The organism is Lactobacillus sp. S2-2, assembly GCF_021698855.1.
GTDB lineage: Bacteria > Bacillota > Bacilli > Lactobacillales > Lactobacillaceae > Fructilactobacillus.
The window spans coordinates 172,943-189,600 of record NZ_WWFA01000011.1 but is presented as its reverse complement, the minus strand read 5'-3'; the positions used below and the strand labels follow the sequence as shown (position 1 = coordinate 189,600).

At 27.2% G+C, this 16,658-nt stretch carries 15 protein-coding genes; all 15 read right to left on the bottom strand.

The window, feature by feature from the left end; translation table 11 throughout:
- Positions 1-7: 7 nt before the first annotated feature.
- The 15 genes from GSH19_RS06590 to GSH19_RS06520 all read right to left on the bottom strand — a co-directional run bounded on the left by GSH19_RS06590 (position 8) and on the right by GSH19_RS06520 (position 16,641).
- Positions 8-814, bottom strand: coding sequence for a TIGR00282 family metallophosphoesterase (locus GSH19_RS06590; RefSeq protein ID WP_237027297.1), 807 nt, complete (start codon positions 812-814; stop codon positions 8-10).
- Between the two features lie 79 nt (positions 815-893).
- The gene (rny, locus tag GSH19_RS06585) at positions 894-2,459 is read right to left on the bottom strand and encodes a ribonuclease Y (protein WP_237027296.1); all 1,566 of its coding nucleotides are present in this window, start codon (positions 2,457-2,459) and stop codon (positions 894-896) included.
- 118 nt (positions 2,460-2,577) lie between these two features.
- Positions 2,578-3,618, bottom strand: coding sequence for a recombinase RecA (gene recA / locus GSH19_RS06580; RefSeq protein WP_237027295.1), 1,041 nt, complete (start codon positions 3,616-3,618; stop codon positions 2,578-2,580).
- 90 nt (positions 3,619-3,708) lie between these two features.
- The gene (locus GSH19_RS06575; RefSeq protein WP_237027294.1) at positions 3,709-4,362 is read right to left on the bottom strand and encodes a CinA family protein; all 654 of its coding nucleotides are present in this window, start codon (positions 4,360-4,362) and stop codon (positions 3,709-3,711) included.
- A 33-nt stretch (positions 4,363-4,395) separates the two neighbouring features.
- On the bottom strand, positions 4,396-4,980 hold the full coding sequence (gene pgsA, locus GSH19_RS06570) for a CDP-diacylglycerol--glycerol-3-phosphate 3-phosphatidyltransferase (protein ID WP_237027293.1): 585 nt from the start codon (positions 4,978-4,980) through the stop codon (positions 4,396-4,398).
- A 65-nt stretch (positions 4,981-5,045) separates the two neighbouring features.
- On the bottom strand, positions 5,046-5,939 hold the full coding sequence (locus GSH19_RS06565; RefSeq protein WP_237027292.1) for a RodZ domain-containing protein: 894 nt from the start codon (positions 5,937-5,939) through the stop codon (positions 5,046-5,048).
- A 67-nt stretch (positions 5,940-6,006) separates the two neighbouring features.
- On the bottom strand, positions 6,007-7,296 hold the full coding sequence (yfmH, locus tag GSH19_RS06560) for an EF-P 5-aminopentanol modification-associated protein YfmH (RefSeq protein ID WP_237027291.1): 1,290 nt from the start codon (positions 7,294-7,296) through the stop codon (positions 6,007-6,009).
- Positions 7,289-8,548, bottom strand: a complete 1,260-nt coding sequence (gene yfmF / locus GSH19_RS06555; RefSeq protein WP_237027290.1) for an EF-P 5-aminopentanol modification-associated protein YfmF — start codon at positions 8,546-8,548, stop codon at positions 7,289-7,291. Before yfmF ends, yfmH begins: the two co-directional genes overlap by 8 nt.
- A gap of 32 nt (positions 8,549-8,580) precedes the next feature.
- Positions 8,581-9,396, bottom strand: coding sequence for a septum site-determining protein MinD (gene minD / locus GSH19_RS06550; RefSeq protein ID WP_237027289.1), 816 nt, complete (start codon positions 9,394-9,396; stop codon positions 8,581-8,583).
- Positions 9,396-10,076 (bottom strand): septum site-determining protein MinC, encoded by a 681-nt coding sequence (locus tag GSH19_RS06545; RefSeq protein ID WP_237027288.1) that lies wholly within the window; start codon positions 10,074-10,076, stop codon positions 9,396-9,398. Before GSH19_RS06545 ends, minD begins: the two co-directional genes overlap by 1 nt.
- 1 nt (position 10,077) lies before the next feature.
- A complete protein-coding gene (gene mreD, locus GSH19_RS06540) occupies positions 10,078-10,611 on the bottom strand; it encodes a rod shape-determining protein MreD (protein WP_237027287.1) in 534 nt (177 codons plus the stop codon).
- An 11-nt stretch (positions 10,612-10,622) separates the two neighbouring features.
- Positions 10,623-11,471 carry a rod shape-determining protein MreC gene (gene mreC, locus GSH19_RS06535; protein ID WP_237027286.1) on the bottom strand — a complete coding sequence of 283 codons (849 nt, stop codon included), beginning with the start codon at positions 11,469-11,471 and terminating at the stop codon, positions 10,623-10,625.
- A 60-nt stretch (positions 11,472-11,531) separates the two neighbouring features.
- Positions 11,532-12,539, bottom strand: a complete 1,008-nt coding sequence (locus GSH19_RS06530) for a rod shape-determining protein (protein ID WP_305067597.1) — start codon at positions 12,537-12,539, stop codon at positions 11,532-11,534.
- 119 nt (positions 12,540-12,658) lie between these two features.
- Entirely contained in the window at positions 12,659-13,858 is a 1,200-nt protein-coding gene (locus tag GSH19_RS06525) for a folylpolyglutamate synthase/dihydrofolate synthase family protein (protein ID WP_237027284.1), read from the bottom strand.
- A 122-nt stretch (positions 13,859-13,980) separates the two neighbouring features.
- The gene (locus GSH19_RS06520) at positions 13,981-16,641 is read right to left on the bottom strand and encodes a valine--tRNA ligase (RefSeq protein ID WP_237027283.1); all 2,661 of its coding nucleotides are present in this window, start codon (positions 16,639-16,641) and stop codon (positions 13,981-13,983) included.
- Positions 16,642-16,658: the final 17 nt, after the last annotated feature.

Below are 16,658 nucleotides of genomic sequence, written 5' to 3'. Positions count from 1 at the left end.
TTTCAAATTAAAGAACATTATATGGTTTACTATTACTAATTAATATTTTATCAATTTTTTTAGTAAATCCATTTTTATCCATATCAATTAAGCAACCAGAAAGAATATTATTCCCATTTTCTTCAACATTAAACCTTGAAGGCCTTTGTGTAAGAAATTTATGAATGACATTTGAATATTGCATTCCAATTACTCCATCGTCCGGTCCTGTCATTCCAACTTCAGTTAAAAATCCAGTTCCATTTTTTAAAACTTGATTATCATTAGTCTGTACATGGGTATGAGTACCTACTATCGCAGATATGCGTCCATCTAAATAAAGTGCCATTGCTTTTTTTTCACTTGTTGTTTCAGCATGAAAATCTATAAATATGTATTTAACATTTTCACTTTTTATTTTTGCTAATAAATCATCAACCTTTGAAAAAGGATCATCAATGGGATCCAAAAAGATACGACCTTGAAGATTAATAATTGCTACTTTTTCACTATTGACGTTCAATATTGTGTATCCTCTTCCAGGAACATTTTTTCCTGGAAAATTTAAAGGTCTTATTAATTTTTTAGTATTATCGATAAAATCAAAAATTTCAGCATTGTTCCAAGCATGATTACCTAAGGTTACTGTATCAGCACCCAGACTCATAATTTTTTTAAAATTTTTTTCTGAAATGCCTCGACCTTGACTTGTAGAATTTTCACCATTTACGACCGTAATCTGAGGTTTTAAATCATGTTTTAATTGTGGTAAATATTTTTCAAGCATTTCCATACCAGAATTACCAACAATATCACCAATAAATAATAGTTTCATTTAATTAACTCCATCTTTTAAATAATATTAATTTTACCACGTTTATAATTAAAATAAAAAAGACCAGAAAACTGATCTTTTATCTCGCATATTTAATTGATCTAACTTCTCTAATAACAGTAACTTTTATATGACCTGGGTGACTCATTTTCTGTTCAATTTCATTTTTAATATCTCTAGATAAAACAATTGCTTCACTATCATTTATTTTATCTGGATCAACAATCACTCTGATTTCTCTACCAGCTTGAATTGCAAAACTCTTTTCAACGTTATCAAAACTATTAGTAATTTCTTCAAGCTCTTCTAATCGATGAACAAAACTTTCAAGAGAATCACTCTTAGCTCCAGGACGAGATACTGAAATTTTATCTGCAACTTGAACCAATTCAGAAATTAGATAATGAGGCTCATATCTAGCACTTCCAGCTTTTATTGAATCAATTATTTCTGGAACCTCATTATATTTCTTAGCTAAATCTACACCTGATTCAACGTATGATGAATTAAGCTCTTCATTTGAAGCTCTTCCAATTTCATGTAATAATCCAGCTCTTCTTGCTAAGGAAACATCTTCATTAATTTCACCAGCAAAAACTCCAGCTAATTTTGATACTTGAATTGCTCTAGCTAATAAATTTTGTCCATAAGAAATCTTATATTTCAAACGTCCTACTAATTTAACTAAATCAGGATGCATTGAATGAATTCCTAAATCAAAGACAACTGTATCACCTGTTTCTTGAATTTGATTTTCGAGTTCTTTTTTACTCTTATCAACCATTTCTTCAATTCTTGCAGGATGAATCCTTCCATCGTTAATTAATTTCTCTAACGCCATCTTAGCAACTTCTCTTCTAATTGGATCAAACCCACTTAAAATAACTGCATTAGGCGTATCATCAATTATAAGATCAATTCCAGTTAATGTTTCAAAGGTTCGAATATTTCGTCCTTCTTTTCCGATAATACGACCTTTCATATCATCATTAGGTAAATTAACTACTGAAACAGTTGTTTCTGAAATAATATCAGCTGAACTTTGTTGAATTGCTTGCACAATTAATTGCTTAGAATTTTTTTCAATGTCCTTTTTAGTAGCAAAATAATTATCTTTAATCATTGCAGATCTTTGTTCTGACAATTCATCTTTAGTTTCATCAATAATTAATTTTTTTGCTTCCTCATGAGTCAAATAAGAAATTCTTTCAACTTCAGCTTTTCTCTGGTCAATCAATAAATCAGTTTGCTTTTGTTGCTTTTCGAGAGTTTTTTTATCGTTATTAAGCTTGTCAGCTTGACGATTTAAATTATTCTCACGCTTTTCAATGATATTATCTTTATGATCTAAAGATTCTTCTCTTTTAAGTAATCGATCTTCTTGTCGTTGAATTTCACTTCTTCTTTGCTTTAGTTCTTTTTCAACTTCAGTTCTATATAAATTACTTTTTTCTTTAGCCTCTAAAGTTGCTTCCTTCAAAGCAGTTTCTGCTTGACGGTTAGCATCTTCAATAATATCTGTAGCAGTTCGATGTGATTCAGATAATTTTTTTTCAACTATCTGCTTATAAAAAAACTGTCCACAAAAAAAACCAATAATAATAGCAATAATAACGATGATCGCGAGGGTTATTCCTGAAAACATATGATAGGACCTCCGACTCATCTATTTAATCATCGTTTATAAAACGATAACAAATTAATTTTAATGTTTGTTATGACTAGTGTCAACTAAACAATCAAAAAAAACCTCATAAGAGGTTTTATTGATTATCTTCATTATTTTCTGATGGTTTAGAATCTTCAGAAGTATCTTCTTCCATACCATAAGCTACTCTAACCTTAGTATTAACTTCATTAAAAATTTCAGGATTATCAGTTAAATATTTTTTTGCATTTTCTCGACCTTGTCCAATTCGATCTTCACCGTATGAATACCAAGATCCTGATTTATTAATTATGTCTTTTTCAACAGCCATATCAACAAGTTCACCACTTTGAGATACACCCTGTCCATACATAATATCAACTTCTGCCTTTTTAAAGGGAGGAGCTACCTTGTTTTTAGCAACCTTTATTCTTGTTCTATTACCAATGATATCACTACCATCTTTAATTTGTTCAGCTCTTCTTACATCTAATCTAATTGTAGAATAAAATTTTAATGCTCTACCACCAGGAGTAGTTTCAGGATTTCCAAACATAATTCCAACTTTTTCACGAATTTGGTTAATAAATAAAGCAATTGTTTTTGTTTTATTTATTGATCCTGATAATTTTCTTAAAGCTTGGGACATTAATCTAGCTTGTAGACCAACATGTGCATCACCCATTTCACCTTCAATTTCAGCTCTAGGTACTAAAGCAGCAACCGAATCCACAACAACTATATCAACGGCACCAGAACTTATTAAGGCATCTGTAATTTGTAACCCTTGCTCACCAGTATCAGGTTGTGATAAAAGTAAATCATCAATATTTACACCTAAATTAGTAGCATAAACTGGATCTAATGCATTTTCAGCATCAATATAAGCAGCAGTCCCACCGGACTTCTGTACTTCAGCAACTGCATGCAAAGCCATAGTTGTTTTACCAGATGATTCTGGTCCATAAACTTCAACAATTCTTCCTCTAGGATATCCACCAACTCCTAAAGCATTATCTAAGGCTAAAGAACCACTAGGAACAGTAGAAATTTGTGTATCAACACGATCTCCCATTCTCATTATTGAACCTTTACCAAACTCTTTTTCAATTTTTTTCAGAGCACCATCAAGTGCTTTTTCACGTTCATCAGCCATGCATAATCCTCCTAGCTTTTAAATAACTATCTTATACTATACTAATGATTATTATTAAAATCAAGAAAAAAAGGAACAAAAGTTCTGCTTTTAAATAATTTCAACTAATTTTTTAATTCCATAAAATACAGATTCATTTCTAATTTCATTTCTTGATAAATTATCATCTAAAGCTAATTCTAATTTAAAAAAATGATTATTTTGATCGATTATTCCAATCCAAACCGTTCCTGGATATTTATTTTCTAATTTATCAGGACCAGCTACTCCACTAAATGAAATTGCTATATCAGAATCGAACAATTCTTTAGAGCCTTTAGCCATAAAATAAACTGTATTTTCAGACACTACTCCATCCTGATTAATTACACTTTGTGGAACTTTTAATAATTTATTTTTAATTTCATTAGAATAAGATACAATCCCACCAAAAAAAACTTTAGATACTCCAGGAATTTCAGTTAGAGAACTTTGAAAAAGTCCTCCAGTTAAAGACTCAGCAGAAGTAATTGATAATTCTTTTTCAGATAATTCTTTTACAAAATATTTGAAATAAAAATCACTAATTACATCATTTTCATCAACATTTAATTTATTTAATAAATTGACACTAGGTTTTTTATCTAAAATTAAATATATTTTTTCATCAGTACTAGTATCCTTAATTAAATATTCATCTTCATCTAATTCATTTTTAATTTGATAAAAAGTATCTTTATTTAAAAATAGACCATATCCATACATAAAATTTACCCCTTTATTAAATACGAATTATTTTTAATTAAAAGAATCAGAAAAAACAGATTTATTTTGTTTAAAATAATCATATCCAGAATAAACTGTAAATATTAGACAAATATACAATAAAATTAAGCCCATTTGAATTCCCATGTTATTAAACAGAACATTATTAAGCATTAAAATAATAATTGCAAACATTTGTGTAAAAGTTTTTATTTTTCCAGGCCATGCTGCTGCTAAAACTTTCCCATTATTTTCAACAATTAATAATCTTAATCCTGTCACAGCTAATTCTCTAGCTATAATAATAACTACAACCCAAAATGGAGCAATATTCTGACTAGTCAAATAAACTAAAGCAGTCATTACTAATAGTTTGTCTGCCATTGGATCCGCGAATTTACCAAAATTAGTCACTAAATTATTTTTTCTTGCGATTTGACCATCTAAAAAATCAGTTAAACATGCAATAACAAAAACAACTGTTGCATATAAATTTGATGTTGGTATTAAAGTATTTAATATATTAACACTACCTAAATTCATTGGTACTGAAACAAGTAATAAAAAAACGGGAATCAAAAAAATTCTAAATACAGTTAATTTGTTTGGTAAATTCAATATGCTATCTCCATTCTTATTATTAAAATAACGATTGAATCTAATCAATCGTTATCTAATAATTTTTATTTAAAACTAAATTTAATTGTTCTAGTGTAAGAATTACCACCATTTTCAGGACTAGGTATTTTTACTTTCTTACCATTAATTACAATATTAGTAGATGCTGCATTGCCTAGATTCAAACTAATATTTTTATCAGTAGAATTAAGTTTAACAGTATGAGGACTATTTGTATCAACAATTCCAGACCAAGTATTATCTCCATCAGAAGTTAATGAAGTCCATGCTCTATTGTTACTACTTAATTTAATAATATTAACTTTTTTACTTGTAGAAACTTTAAAAGATACATCACTACCACTTTGACTAACTTTTGAAATTGAAGTAGTTTTTGATTTGTTTTTTATTTTTTTATTTTTAGTTTTAGTTTCTTTTTTTGCATCTTGATTGTTATCTCTTTTGCTTTCTTTATTAGATTCACCGGAAACAGAAATAGATTGATTATCATTATTACTACTATTATTAGATAATTTAGCTGATGCAAACCAAATGACTAATAAAATTAATAGTACAATTCCAACAATTACTGATATTGAAAAAGCACCTTTTATTTTAGAATTTCTTTCACTAACTTTATTCTTAGCAGATCTAGTTTCAATAGTATTTTCACTAATCTTATCCATATATTCATTAGTATTTGTATCTGGAATGCTATCTTCATAATCATCAAGTAATTCATTACTATCGAATCCAAGAGTTGCTGCATATTGCTTAGTAAATGCCCTTATATAAAAATCTCCAGGAAGTTCATTCAAATTATTTTCTTCAATAGCAATAAGATACTTCTTTTGAATTTTAGTTTTTTGTTGGATTTCATCTAATGACAATCCCTTTTCAATTCTTGATTGTTTTAAGCGATCACCTATATTTAAATTATTATTTTCTTCATTTTCCATAATTAAAATTCTCCAATTTATCTATTTCAATCATTGTATCATAATTATTTAAAAAAATTAATTTCGATTATTTAATTATATTAGTAACAAAATTTTTTGAATCAATAAATTTTTTAAATGCTTTTTTTATATCATTTAAATTAATTTCATTAATAATATTAATTTCATCAAAAATATTTATAAATCCATTTTCAATTGAACCTAATTGACTAGATAAGTCTTCTAGAGAATTCATTGATGATATTCGATTACCAATTATCTCTTTCTTTTGTAAATCAATATCATTTTTTAAACTATCAATTTCATCGGGAATTGAATCCATTAAATTTTTAATTGCATTAATAAAATTTGTAGGTTGAGTCGTTTCGTTAATAAAAATAATAAAACTATACATCGGCTCAATTTCAAAACTAAATTCAAAAGAATCATCAATAACTTTTTGATTATATAAATCATTTAAATAACTAGAATTTTCTGAAAATACCGAATTGAATAAAATTTCTAAACATAATTCGTACTTTGTTTTATTCAAAAAAGATTCTTGAATTAGATTTCCACGATATGCAATAGCAACCTTATTTTGATGTAAGTTCATATCTGAAATATTATTTTTAATTAGATTATTTTTACTATTTTCTAATTCCATTTCAGTTTTGCTTATTGCATCATGTTGTTCAAATTTATGATATGGCTTTTCAATTTCAATATTTTTTATATTTTTCATCATTTCATCTAATTCAAAATGACCAACAATTGTTAATGTCATATTTTCTGGTATATAAAATTCTTTATACACATCATATAAAATCCCTTCGTCAATTTCATTTAAAGATTGTACTGTCCCAGCAATATCACTACTCAATGAAGTATTAGGAAATAAATTTGAAATTGTATCAAAATATATCTTAGAATTTGGATCACTAGCATACATTAATATTTCTTGTTCAATAATTCCAATTTCTTTTTTGATTTTATCTTTTGAAAAATATGGTTCTTGAACCATATCTAGTAAAATTTTAATATTTTTTGATATATTTTTAGTAGCAGAAAATAAATAATTTGTACTATTAAAACTTGTAAAAGCATTAGAATAAGCACCATTATTATCAAATAAATCTGTAGAATCATAGTTTTTTTTATCAAACATTTTATGTTCTAAAAAATGCGCAGTTCCTTCAGGTATTCGTCTTATTTTATTATTTATTTCAATTTGATTATTAATCGATCCGAAATTTAATTTTAAATTAGCATAAGTAGCATTGTAATCATTCTTTGGTAATAAAATCACATTTAATCCATTATCTAATTTTTCATAAAAAACTGTTTCATTAAATTCTTGATATATTTTTTTAATCATTAGATTCACCTACCAATAAATGAATTGCTTGTATTTTTATTGTCTTTAAAAAATTAGAAATATTGTCTTTAGAAATTTTATTAATAACTTCAATACCCTGAGAAGGTTCAAGTATCAAATTAAAATAATTAGATATTGTCATTTCCGAAACGATTCCTTTTTGACTATCAAATTTCGTCAACAAATCATCTACCAGTGTTAATTTTGTATTTTTTAATAACTCATCAGAATAGTCTAATTTAATAATTCTATCAATTTGTTCATTAATTAAATCAATAACTTGATCCTTATCTTTAGCATTAATACCAGTTTGTATAGTAAACATTTCATCAAAAATATTGTAATTGGAATTAACGTAGTATGCTAAACTATTTTTCTCTCTAATTTCATCAAACAATAAAGAATGATTATTAGAAGTTAATAATCCATTTAAAACCAAAGAAATAAAATAATTATTTATACTATTTTGAAATGGTAAATAATATGCAAGTCCAAGTATTGATCCATTACCTTGATAATTTTCCGTTTGTTTAATTAATTCGTGTTTTGAAGTGGAAATAATATTAGATTTAGATTTGTCATGATTTTTTTTATAATTAAACATTTGATTAAATTCATTAATAAAATCAACATTTTCAAAATCACCTAACAGTTTAATTTCTATATCATCTTGATTAATCATATTTTCATAATATTGATAAACCTCTAAATTATTTAAATTTTGATAATCAATTTCATTGCCTATAATCAAAGCTGAATTTTCTGGATTATCTTTAAAATATAGTTTTTTTAATTGTGAACTTGAATAAAATCTGGGATTATCTTTTAAACTAACCAAATAATCAATCATATTATCTCTTTGAAGTTCAAAATTCTTTTTATCAAATTTTTTTCCATCAGCTAATGGATTGAATATTACACTCTTCAAAAAACTTATTACTTCTAAAAATAATGATTTTTTCTCTGAAATATAATTTTCATTAACAAAATTAATAATTACTCTTAAAATATGTTGATTAGAAACTTTTAATACTGTCACTGCAAAATTAGCACCATACATTTGAGATAATTTCTTTGCTAAAATTGATTTTTGAGGATATTTTTTATTAGAATCGTCCATTAAATCTGCTAAAATTGCTCTTTTAGCAAAATTTTCAATTTTAATATTCGTTATAAAATCAATCACTATTGTATTATTTTTAAATTTTTTTGTAAAAAAATAATCAACATTTATTCCATTATTAAGTTTCAATATTTTCCTCCATTAAAAAATAAAAAACCCTTTTAAAAAGAGTTTTTATTTTTTGAAAAAGTTTTTTTCAACTTTCCCCAAAATCCATTTTTTTCAGTTTTTATTTGCATCAAAGGTACATCATCACCTAAAATCCTTCTAGCAATATTACGATAAGCTTGTGAAACGATATTTTCACTATCTAAAACAATTGGTTCTCCATGATTAGAAGTTGCTATAACTTTATCGTCATCAACAACAATACCTAATAAATCAACACCTAAATGATGGGTTATTTCATCAACATCCATGACTTCACCGTGATCCATCATGTCAGGTCTAATTCTATTTATAATTAATCTAGGAACTTCTTTTAACGGATTTTTTTCAAGTAACCCAACAATTCGATCAGCATCTCTAACTGCAGAAATTTCAGGAGTCGTTACAATAATTGCACTATCTGCACCAGCAACTGAATTAAGAAAGCCTTGTTCAATTCCAGCTGGACAATCAATTAATACATAATCGAATTGTTCTTTCAATTCTTCAACAATTTTTTTTACTTGTTCTTCATTTATAGCATTTTTATCTGTGTTTTGTGCAGCTGGCAATAGAAATAAATTATTTTCAAATCTTTTATCTTTTACTAATGCCTTATTTAAATTCACTTTTCCATTAACAACATCTAAAATATCATACATAATTCGATTATCTAAACCTAATATTACATCAAGGTTTCTTAATCCGATATCCAAATCTAATAAACAAACTTTTTTATCCATTAATGCTAATGCTGATCCTAAATTAGCAGATGATGTTGTTTTACCAACTCCACCTTTCCCAGAAGTTATAACAATCGCTTTTCCCATTATCTAGTACCTCCAATTTCATTAAAAAACTTAGGATTAATACTTTTTAAAGCATTTAAATTTCCATTATCTAAAATATGTAAATCATTTACATAAACTACTGATTGTGAACTATTATCATTCAAAAAATTTGATTCAGATAAAATTTGATGTTGTTCACCAATTCTAACTTGTTGAGCACTATCAATTTTACCAATTATTAACTTATCTTCATAATTTGGAAATCCTGCATGAATTATTCCTTCAATATCACCCAAAACATAAACATTTCCAGTAGAAACTAATTTTCCACCTTTATGTATTTTACCAAAAACAAGAACATCACCATCAATTTTTTCATATTGACCATTTCTAATTGTTTGAACAGTTTTAAAAGTACGTCCTTCATTCTTGATTTTTAACGCTTCTTCTTTAGTTATTACATTAGAAATAATTGATTTAACTTCAAAAAAATCATACTGCTTAAACAAACTTAAAATAAAATCTTTTTCATTATCTTTTAATAATCGATTCCCTGTATTTAACTCAAACATAATACTCTTGTTTTTTTTGATTTTTTTATCACTAGATAAATCATCCAAAAGATTAGAAATTTCATCAATAATTACTTTAATATCACAGGTTTCATTTATTTTAAGTTCATAACCATTTTCATTACCTTTCAAAATAACTTGATTCATTTTAATTCTCCCATTCTATCTTAAAAAAATTATATAATTTTTGTATTGGAAAGTACATAATAGCATAAATTAAAATATTAAATATTAAAGTTGGCCATAAAACGAACACTAAAAAGGGACTTCCACTAATTGAAGCAATTTTTGATAAACGGTCTAAACAATAACTTATCGACATTACAACTGTAATATCAATAAAAAAAATTAAAATTGATGAAAAAAAGAATGGATTAACAACTTTTAATAAATATCTAGTTAAAAAAACAATTAAAGGAATTATAAATAAAAATATACCAATTATTCCAATATAGTATGAATCGTAAACATATCCAAAAACAAATGACCAAATCATAATTTTAACATCATAATCTTTTAAAAATATTACTGCCATTACAAACCACATAATTGTTAAATAAGGAACCATTAAAAATGTATTATCAAATTGTAAATTAAAAATTTGAGTTATAGTTCCATCAAGAAAAAATGAAAGAAATGCACCAATAACGAAGATAAGAGTTATTTTTGTATCTTTAATCATAGTAATCTCCCTTATTCATTTTTACTAACCACAGTTACAACATCAATATCATTCATATTTGCGGCCGGTCTAATATAAATCTTAGATGGTAATCCAGAAGAATCTTTACTAGATGAATAAATTTCTCCCACATATAATCCCTTAGGAGTTATTCCTCCTAAACCACTTGTGATTACTTTATTACCATTTTTTAAAGAAGTTTTAGTAGTTGTACTTCCCATAACTAATTTACCTGATGAACTTGAAGTCCCACTAATCAATCCGTTAACTGTTTTCCCTTTATTAGAAGTTTGGACGGCAAACTTATCAGAATCAGGATTATTATCAGTAATTAGCTGGACTTTACTATTATTTCTATTCACTTCAATTATTTTACCAACAAGTCCTTTATTAACAACAACTGCCATATTTTTCTTAATTCCATCATTTTGTCCTTTATCAATAATCAATTGTCTTTGCCATGCTGAAGGAGTTCTTGAAACTACGGTTGCATTAATTTGATTATAACTTGTTAATGTTTTGGTTAAATTAAGTTGTTCTCTTAATTTTTTATTCTCATCCTGGATAGCTTCGTCTTTTACTTGAGTTGCAGTTAATTTATCAGTTTGCTTTTTTAAATGATCATTTTCTTTATAGGTATTTAACAAATTACCGGTTGATTTCACAAAATTACTAATTCCTCTTGTTGGAACAACCACAATTTTACTTGTAAACGCAACTACATCATTTCCAAATTGCTGAATAAATAATGGAGTTGATTTATTTTTTCGAATAAAAGTTGATCCTCCAATTAAACCAACACTTATTATAATTATTAATATAATTATAAATAATCGTTTTGTAGAAAAAAACTTTTTCATTGTCTTCCTCCAATATTTAATAAAATAAATCAGCGGGCATAAAATCGACCCGCTGATATTTTATTTGTCAATTTTTAATACATTAATACTTTTTAAAGATTCACCGGTTCCAATTGCAACACAGTCTAGTGGTTCATTTGCAATTGTTACTGGTACTTTAGTTTCCTCAGATATAATTGAAGAAAGGTTACGCAATAAAGCACCACCACCAGTTAAAACAATTCCATAATCAATTACATCAGCAGAAATTTCTGGTGATGTTTCTTCTAAGGTCTCTTTAACTGTTTTAATAATTTCATAAACATCTTCATGAATTGCTCTAGCAATATCTAATGAACTAATTTCAATAGATTTAGGTAAACCAGTTAGCAAATCTCTTCCTCTAACCATTTCCGTTTCTGTTTCACTAGCTTTAACTTCAGATGCAGACCCAATATTTTTCTTTAATTTTTCAGCTGTTGGTTCCCCAATTAATAAATTATAATTTTGTCTGATATAAGTAACGATATCTTCATTAAACTTATCTCCAGCGATTCTAACTGATTTAGATGAAACAATTCCTCCTAATGAGATAGTTGCAACATCAGTAGTTCCTCCACCGATATCAACAACCATGCTTCCAGTTGGATCCATAACTGGAAGTCCGGCTCCAATTGCAGCTGCAAATGGTTCTTCAATAACATAAGCATCTTTAGCACCTGCTACTTTAGTAGCATCAATAACTGCCCTTTTTTCAACAGCTGTAATTCCACTAGGGACACAAACCATTACATATGGCTTAGTTCCTCTGTTACCGAGTGCTTTTTCAATATAGTGTTTAATCATTGATACAGTAGTATCATAATCAGCAATTACACCATCCTTCATTGGTCTAATTGCTTCAATACTTCCTGGAGTACGTCCAATCATTGATTGTGCCTCTGTACCAACAGATACTATTTCTCCAGTTTTAGTACTTTTAGCTACAACTGAAGGTTCTCTCAAAACGATTCCTTTTCCATCAACATATACAATAGTATTGGCAGTTCCTAAATCAATACCAATATTTTTACTCCCAAATCCAAACAAATTATTCATCCCTTCATTTTTTAATTGATTTTAAAATGATTTATAGTAATTTTTAATGACTTCAGTATACCACATCATTGTAATATTATTCATTGCTTAGATAAAAGCTATAAATTTTCTTAATTTTTAAATAATCCTAATTTTTTTCTAACTTCTGAAATAAAAAGCAAAGATCCAGTAAATAAAATATTATTTTTATTCTTTTTTGATTCATATGCATCTATCCAGTTTTCATAAAAATCAATCTCAAACTTTTTTGCATAATTATTTAATTTAGCTGTTGGTCTATTTTCATTTACATTAAAATTAGTTAAAACTAATTCTATATTTTTATTATAAAGTAGTTCATATATCATATCTAAATAGTCTTTATCTTCAAATATCGCTAAAATAACAACAAGTTTATTCCCGAATTGCCCTTGTATTATCATATTATTTAATTCTTTAATGGCCGGCAAATTATGTGCTCCATCAATATAAATATCAGGATTACTATTAATTTTTTCATACCTACCTGGCCATGTAGTTTTATAAATAGATTCAAGAACAATATTTTCATCAATCAATTTTTCATCTAAAATAAATTTCAATGCTTCAATTGCAACAGTTGCATTTAAAATTTCTACCTGATTATTCATTAACATCTTATTACTATCTAATATAAAATTTTGATCAATTATTTTATATAATGCTTGATCAATTTTTTTAAAACCATAATCTTGATTGAATCTAGCAATTTTAGCATTTCTAGAGATAGCTACTTGATTAATTTTTTCAAAAATTGAATCATTTACTTTACCGACAACAACATTAGTATTTTTGGTTATGACATCTGCTTTATTTTCTGCAATTTTTTCAACTGTATTACCTAACAATTTAGTATGATCAAGTCCAACATTAGTAATAATCGTTAAGATTGAATCTACAACATTAGTTGAATCATCTCGACCACCTATTCCTGCTTCTATAAGTAAATAATCAACTGGATTTTTTTTAAAATAAATAAACATAATAGCAGTAATTATTTCAAATTCAGATGGTGATAAATCAGGATTACTATTATCAATATCTTTAACAATTGGGAAAATAAAATTAACAATATCTTCCAAATCGTCATCTGAAATAGATTTATTATTAAAAGATATTCTTTCATTAAATTTCACAATAAAAGGAGAAATAAAAGTTCCAATTTGATATCCATGTCCGATCAAAATATTTTTCAAAAAAGTCAAAGTAGATCCTTTACCATTTGTTCCGACAATATGAATAGTTTTATTTTCGAACTGTGGATTATCTAATTTATTTAGTAAATTTTTCATTCTTGCAAGTCCAGGATTTTTTTGAATTCTTGGTCTGCCATGAATAAAATTTAAAGATTCTTCATAATTAATAATTATTCTTCCTTTCCTGATAAAAAAGACAGCATAATTGCTGTCTTTTATTATAGAGAATTTTTAACTTCTTCTAATCTACGTTTTGCAGTATCTAATTTAGTCTGATTATCTATTCTCTTTTGCTTTTCTTCTTCAACCAATTTTTCTGGCGCATTATTAACAAATTTTTCATTTGCTAATTTTCCATTAGCACGTTTTACTTCAGCTTCAAAATTCTTAATATCTTTTTCAATTCTTGAAATTTCTTCATTAAGATCTACTAATTCAGCTAATGGGATACTAATTTCAGCATCAGAAATTACCGATGTCATTGATAAATTAGGTACATTAATATCATTACCAATTTCTAATTTTTCAGGGTGACAGAAACGATCAATATAATCACGATTACTTTCAAAAACTTCTTTTAGTTTTTCATTATCAGTTTTAATTAAAATATCTACTGAACTAGACATTGGAGCATTAGCTTCAGAACGAATATTTCTAACAGCCTTAATTAATTCAATCAAACTATTCATATCTGATTCAGCGTTATTATCATCCAATTCTGATACATATTCTGGATACTTAGCATTAACCAACGATTTACCTTCATGAGGCATTGTTAACCAGATTTTTTCAGAAATAAATGGCATTACTGGATGAATTAAACGAAGAGTTTGATCAAGAACATATCCTAAAATATTTTGAGTATTAATTTTAACTTGTTGATCATCACTATTTAATTTTTCTTTACTCATTTCAATATACCAGTCACAAAAATCATTCCAAATGAAATTATATAGAGCACGATTAGCTTCACCGAAATTAAATTTATCAAATTCTTCAGTAACATGCTTAACTAATTTATTTAACTTAGAAATAATCCATTTATCTGCTAAATCCCATTCACTCTTATCAGGTAATGTAATCTTATCTAATCCATCTAAATTCATAATTACATAACGACTAGCATTCCAAATCTTATTAATAAAATTCCAAGCAGAATCCATTTTAGTATATGAAAAACGTAAGTCTTGTCCAGGTGTAGTTCCATTAGATAAGAACCAACGCAGTGAATCAGCTCCATATTTGTCAATAACATCCATTGGATCAATTCCGTTACCTAATGATTTACTCATCTTTCTACCTTGTTCATCTCGAATTAATCCATGGAGTAAAACATTTCTAAATGGAGCTTGTTTAGTAAAGTGTTTACTTTGAAAAATCATTCTTGAAACCCAGAAAAAGATAATATCTTCACCAGTGACCAAAGTGTTATTAGGGAAATATCTTTGGTATTGTTCTGATTCTTCATTAGGCCATTCTAGACTTGAAAATGGAACTAATGCTGACGAGAACCATGTATCTAAAACATCTTGGTCTTGTTCCCAATTTTCAATATCTTTAGGAGCTTCTTCTCCAACATACATTTCACCAGTTTCTTTGTGGTACCAAGCTGGAATTTGATGACCCCACCATAATTGTCTTGAAATAACCCAATCATGAATATTTTCCATCCATTGATTAAATGTATTTTCAAATCTTTTTGGAACAAAATTTACTGCATCATCAGTTGATTGATTAGCAATTGCATCTTTAGCTAATGGTTCCATCTTTACAAACCATTGTGTTGATAATCTTGCTTCAACTTGTACTCCAGTTCTTTCTGAATGTCCAACTGAATGAACGAGAGGGTCTATTTTAATAATTAAATCTAAATCTTTTAAATCATCAACCATTGCTTTTCGAGCTTCAAAACGATCCATACCAACATATTTGCCAGCATTTTCATTCATTGTTGCATCTTCATTCATAGTGTTAATACGTTCTAAATCATGGCGATTTCCTACCTTAAAATCATTAGGATCATGTGCAGGAGTTATTTTAACCATTCCAGTTCCAAAATCTTTATCAACATAAGCATCTGCAATAATTGGAATTGTACGATTAATTAATGGCACTATTAATTCTTTACCAACTAAGTCCTTATATCTTTCATCATCTGGGTTAACAGCTACAGCTACATCTCCCATCATTGTTTCAGGTCTAGTTGTAGCAATTTCAATATAGTCATTCCCATTAAATATTGTTCCATCTGCAAATGGATATTTAACATGATAAAATGCACCTTTATCATCTTGGTGAATTACTTCAATGTCAGACAAAGCAGTTTTTGCTTGTGGATCCCAATTAATGATGTATTCAGCACGATAGATTAATCCTTCATTGTATAAATCAACGAATACTTTTTTAACGGCCTTAGATAAATTATCATCTAGTGTAAAATATTCTTTATCATAATCTAATGAAAGTCCAAGCTTAGACCATTGATCATGAATTGTTTTAGCAAATTCATTTTTCCAATCCCAGACTTCATCGACAAATTTTTCACGACCCAAATCGTATCTTGTAATACCTTGTTCTTTTAATTTAGCTTCTACTTTAGCTTGAGTTGCAATTCCTGCATGATCCATTCCTGGAATCCAGCTGGTGTCATAACCTTGCATTCTCTTTTGTCTAATCAACATATCTTGTAAAGTCGTATTCCAAGCATGACCTAAATGTAATTTACCAGTAACATTTGGTGGAGGTAATACAATTGAGTATGGCTTTGCTTCTTTATTTTCATTTGGTTTAAATTCACCATCATTTAACCATTGTTGATACATTCCTTTTTCAACTTCAGTTGGATTATACTTCGTTGACATATTTAATTTATCATTCATAACTATTCACCTCTATT

Excerpts from the sequence above, each read along its gene's own strand:
- GSH19_RS06590 (WP_237027297.1), bottom strand. The coding sequence starts at position 814 with ATGAAACTATTATTTATTGGTGATATTGTTGGTAATTCTGGTATGGAA.
- rny (WP_237027296.1), bottom strand. The coding sequence starts at position 2,459 with ATGTTTTCAGGAATAACCCTCGCGATCATCGTTATTATTGCTATTATT.
- recA (WP_237027295.1), bottom strand. The coding sequence starts at position 3,618 with ATGGCTGATGAACGTGAAAAAGCACTTGATGGTGCTCTGAAAAAAATT.
- GSH19_RS06575 (WP_237027294.1), bottom strand. The coding sequence starts at position 4,362 with ATGTATGGATATGGTCTATTTTTAAATAAAGATACTTTTTATCAAATT.
- GSH19_RS06565 (WP_237027292.1), bottom strand. The coding sequence starts at position 5,939 with ATGGAAAATGAAGAAAATAATAATTTAAATATAGGTGATCGCTTAAAA.
- yfmH (WP_237027291.1), bottom strand. The coding sequence starts at position 7,296 with ATGATTAAAAAAATATATCAAGAATTTAATGAAACAGTTTTTTATGAA.
- minD (WP_237027289.1), bottom strand. The coding sequence starts at position 9,396 with ATGGGAAAAGCGATTGTTATAACTTCTGGGAAAGGTGGAGTTGGTAAA.
- GSH19_RS06545 (WP_237027288.1), bottom strand. The coding sequence starts at position 10,076 with ATGAATCAAGTTATTTTGAAAGGTAATGAAAATGGTTATGAACTTAAA.
- mreD (WP_237027287.1), bottom strand. The coding sequence starts at position 10,611 with ATGATTAAAGATACAAAAATAACTCTTATCTTCGTTATTGGTGCATTT.
- mreC (WP_237027286.1), bottom strand. The coding sequence starts at position 11,471 with ATGAAAAAGTTTTTTTCTACAAAACGATTATTTATAATTATATTAATA.
- GSH19_RS06525 (WP_237027284.1), bottom strand. The coding sequence starts at position 13,858 with ATGAAAAATTTACTAAATAAATTAGATAATCCACAGTTCGAAAATAAA.
- GSH19_RS06520 (WP_237027283.1), bottom strand. The coding sequence starts at position 16,641 with ATGAATGATAAATTAAATATGTCAACGAAGTATAATCCAACTGAAGTT.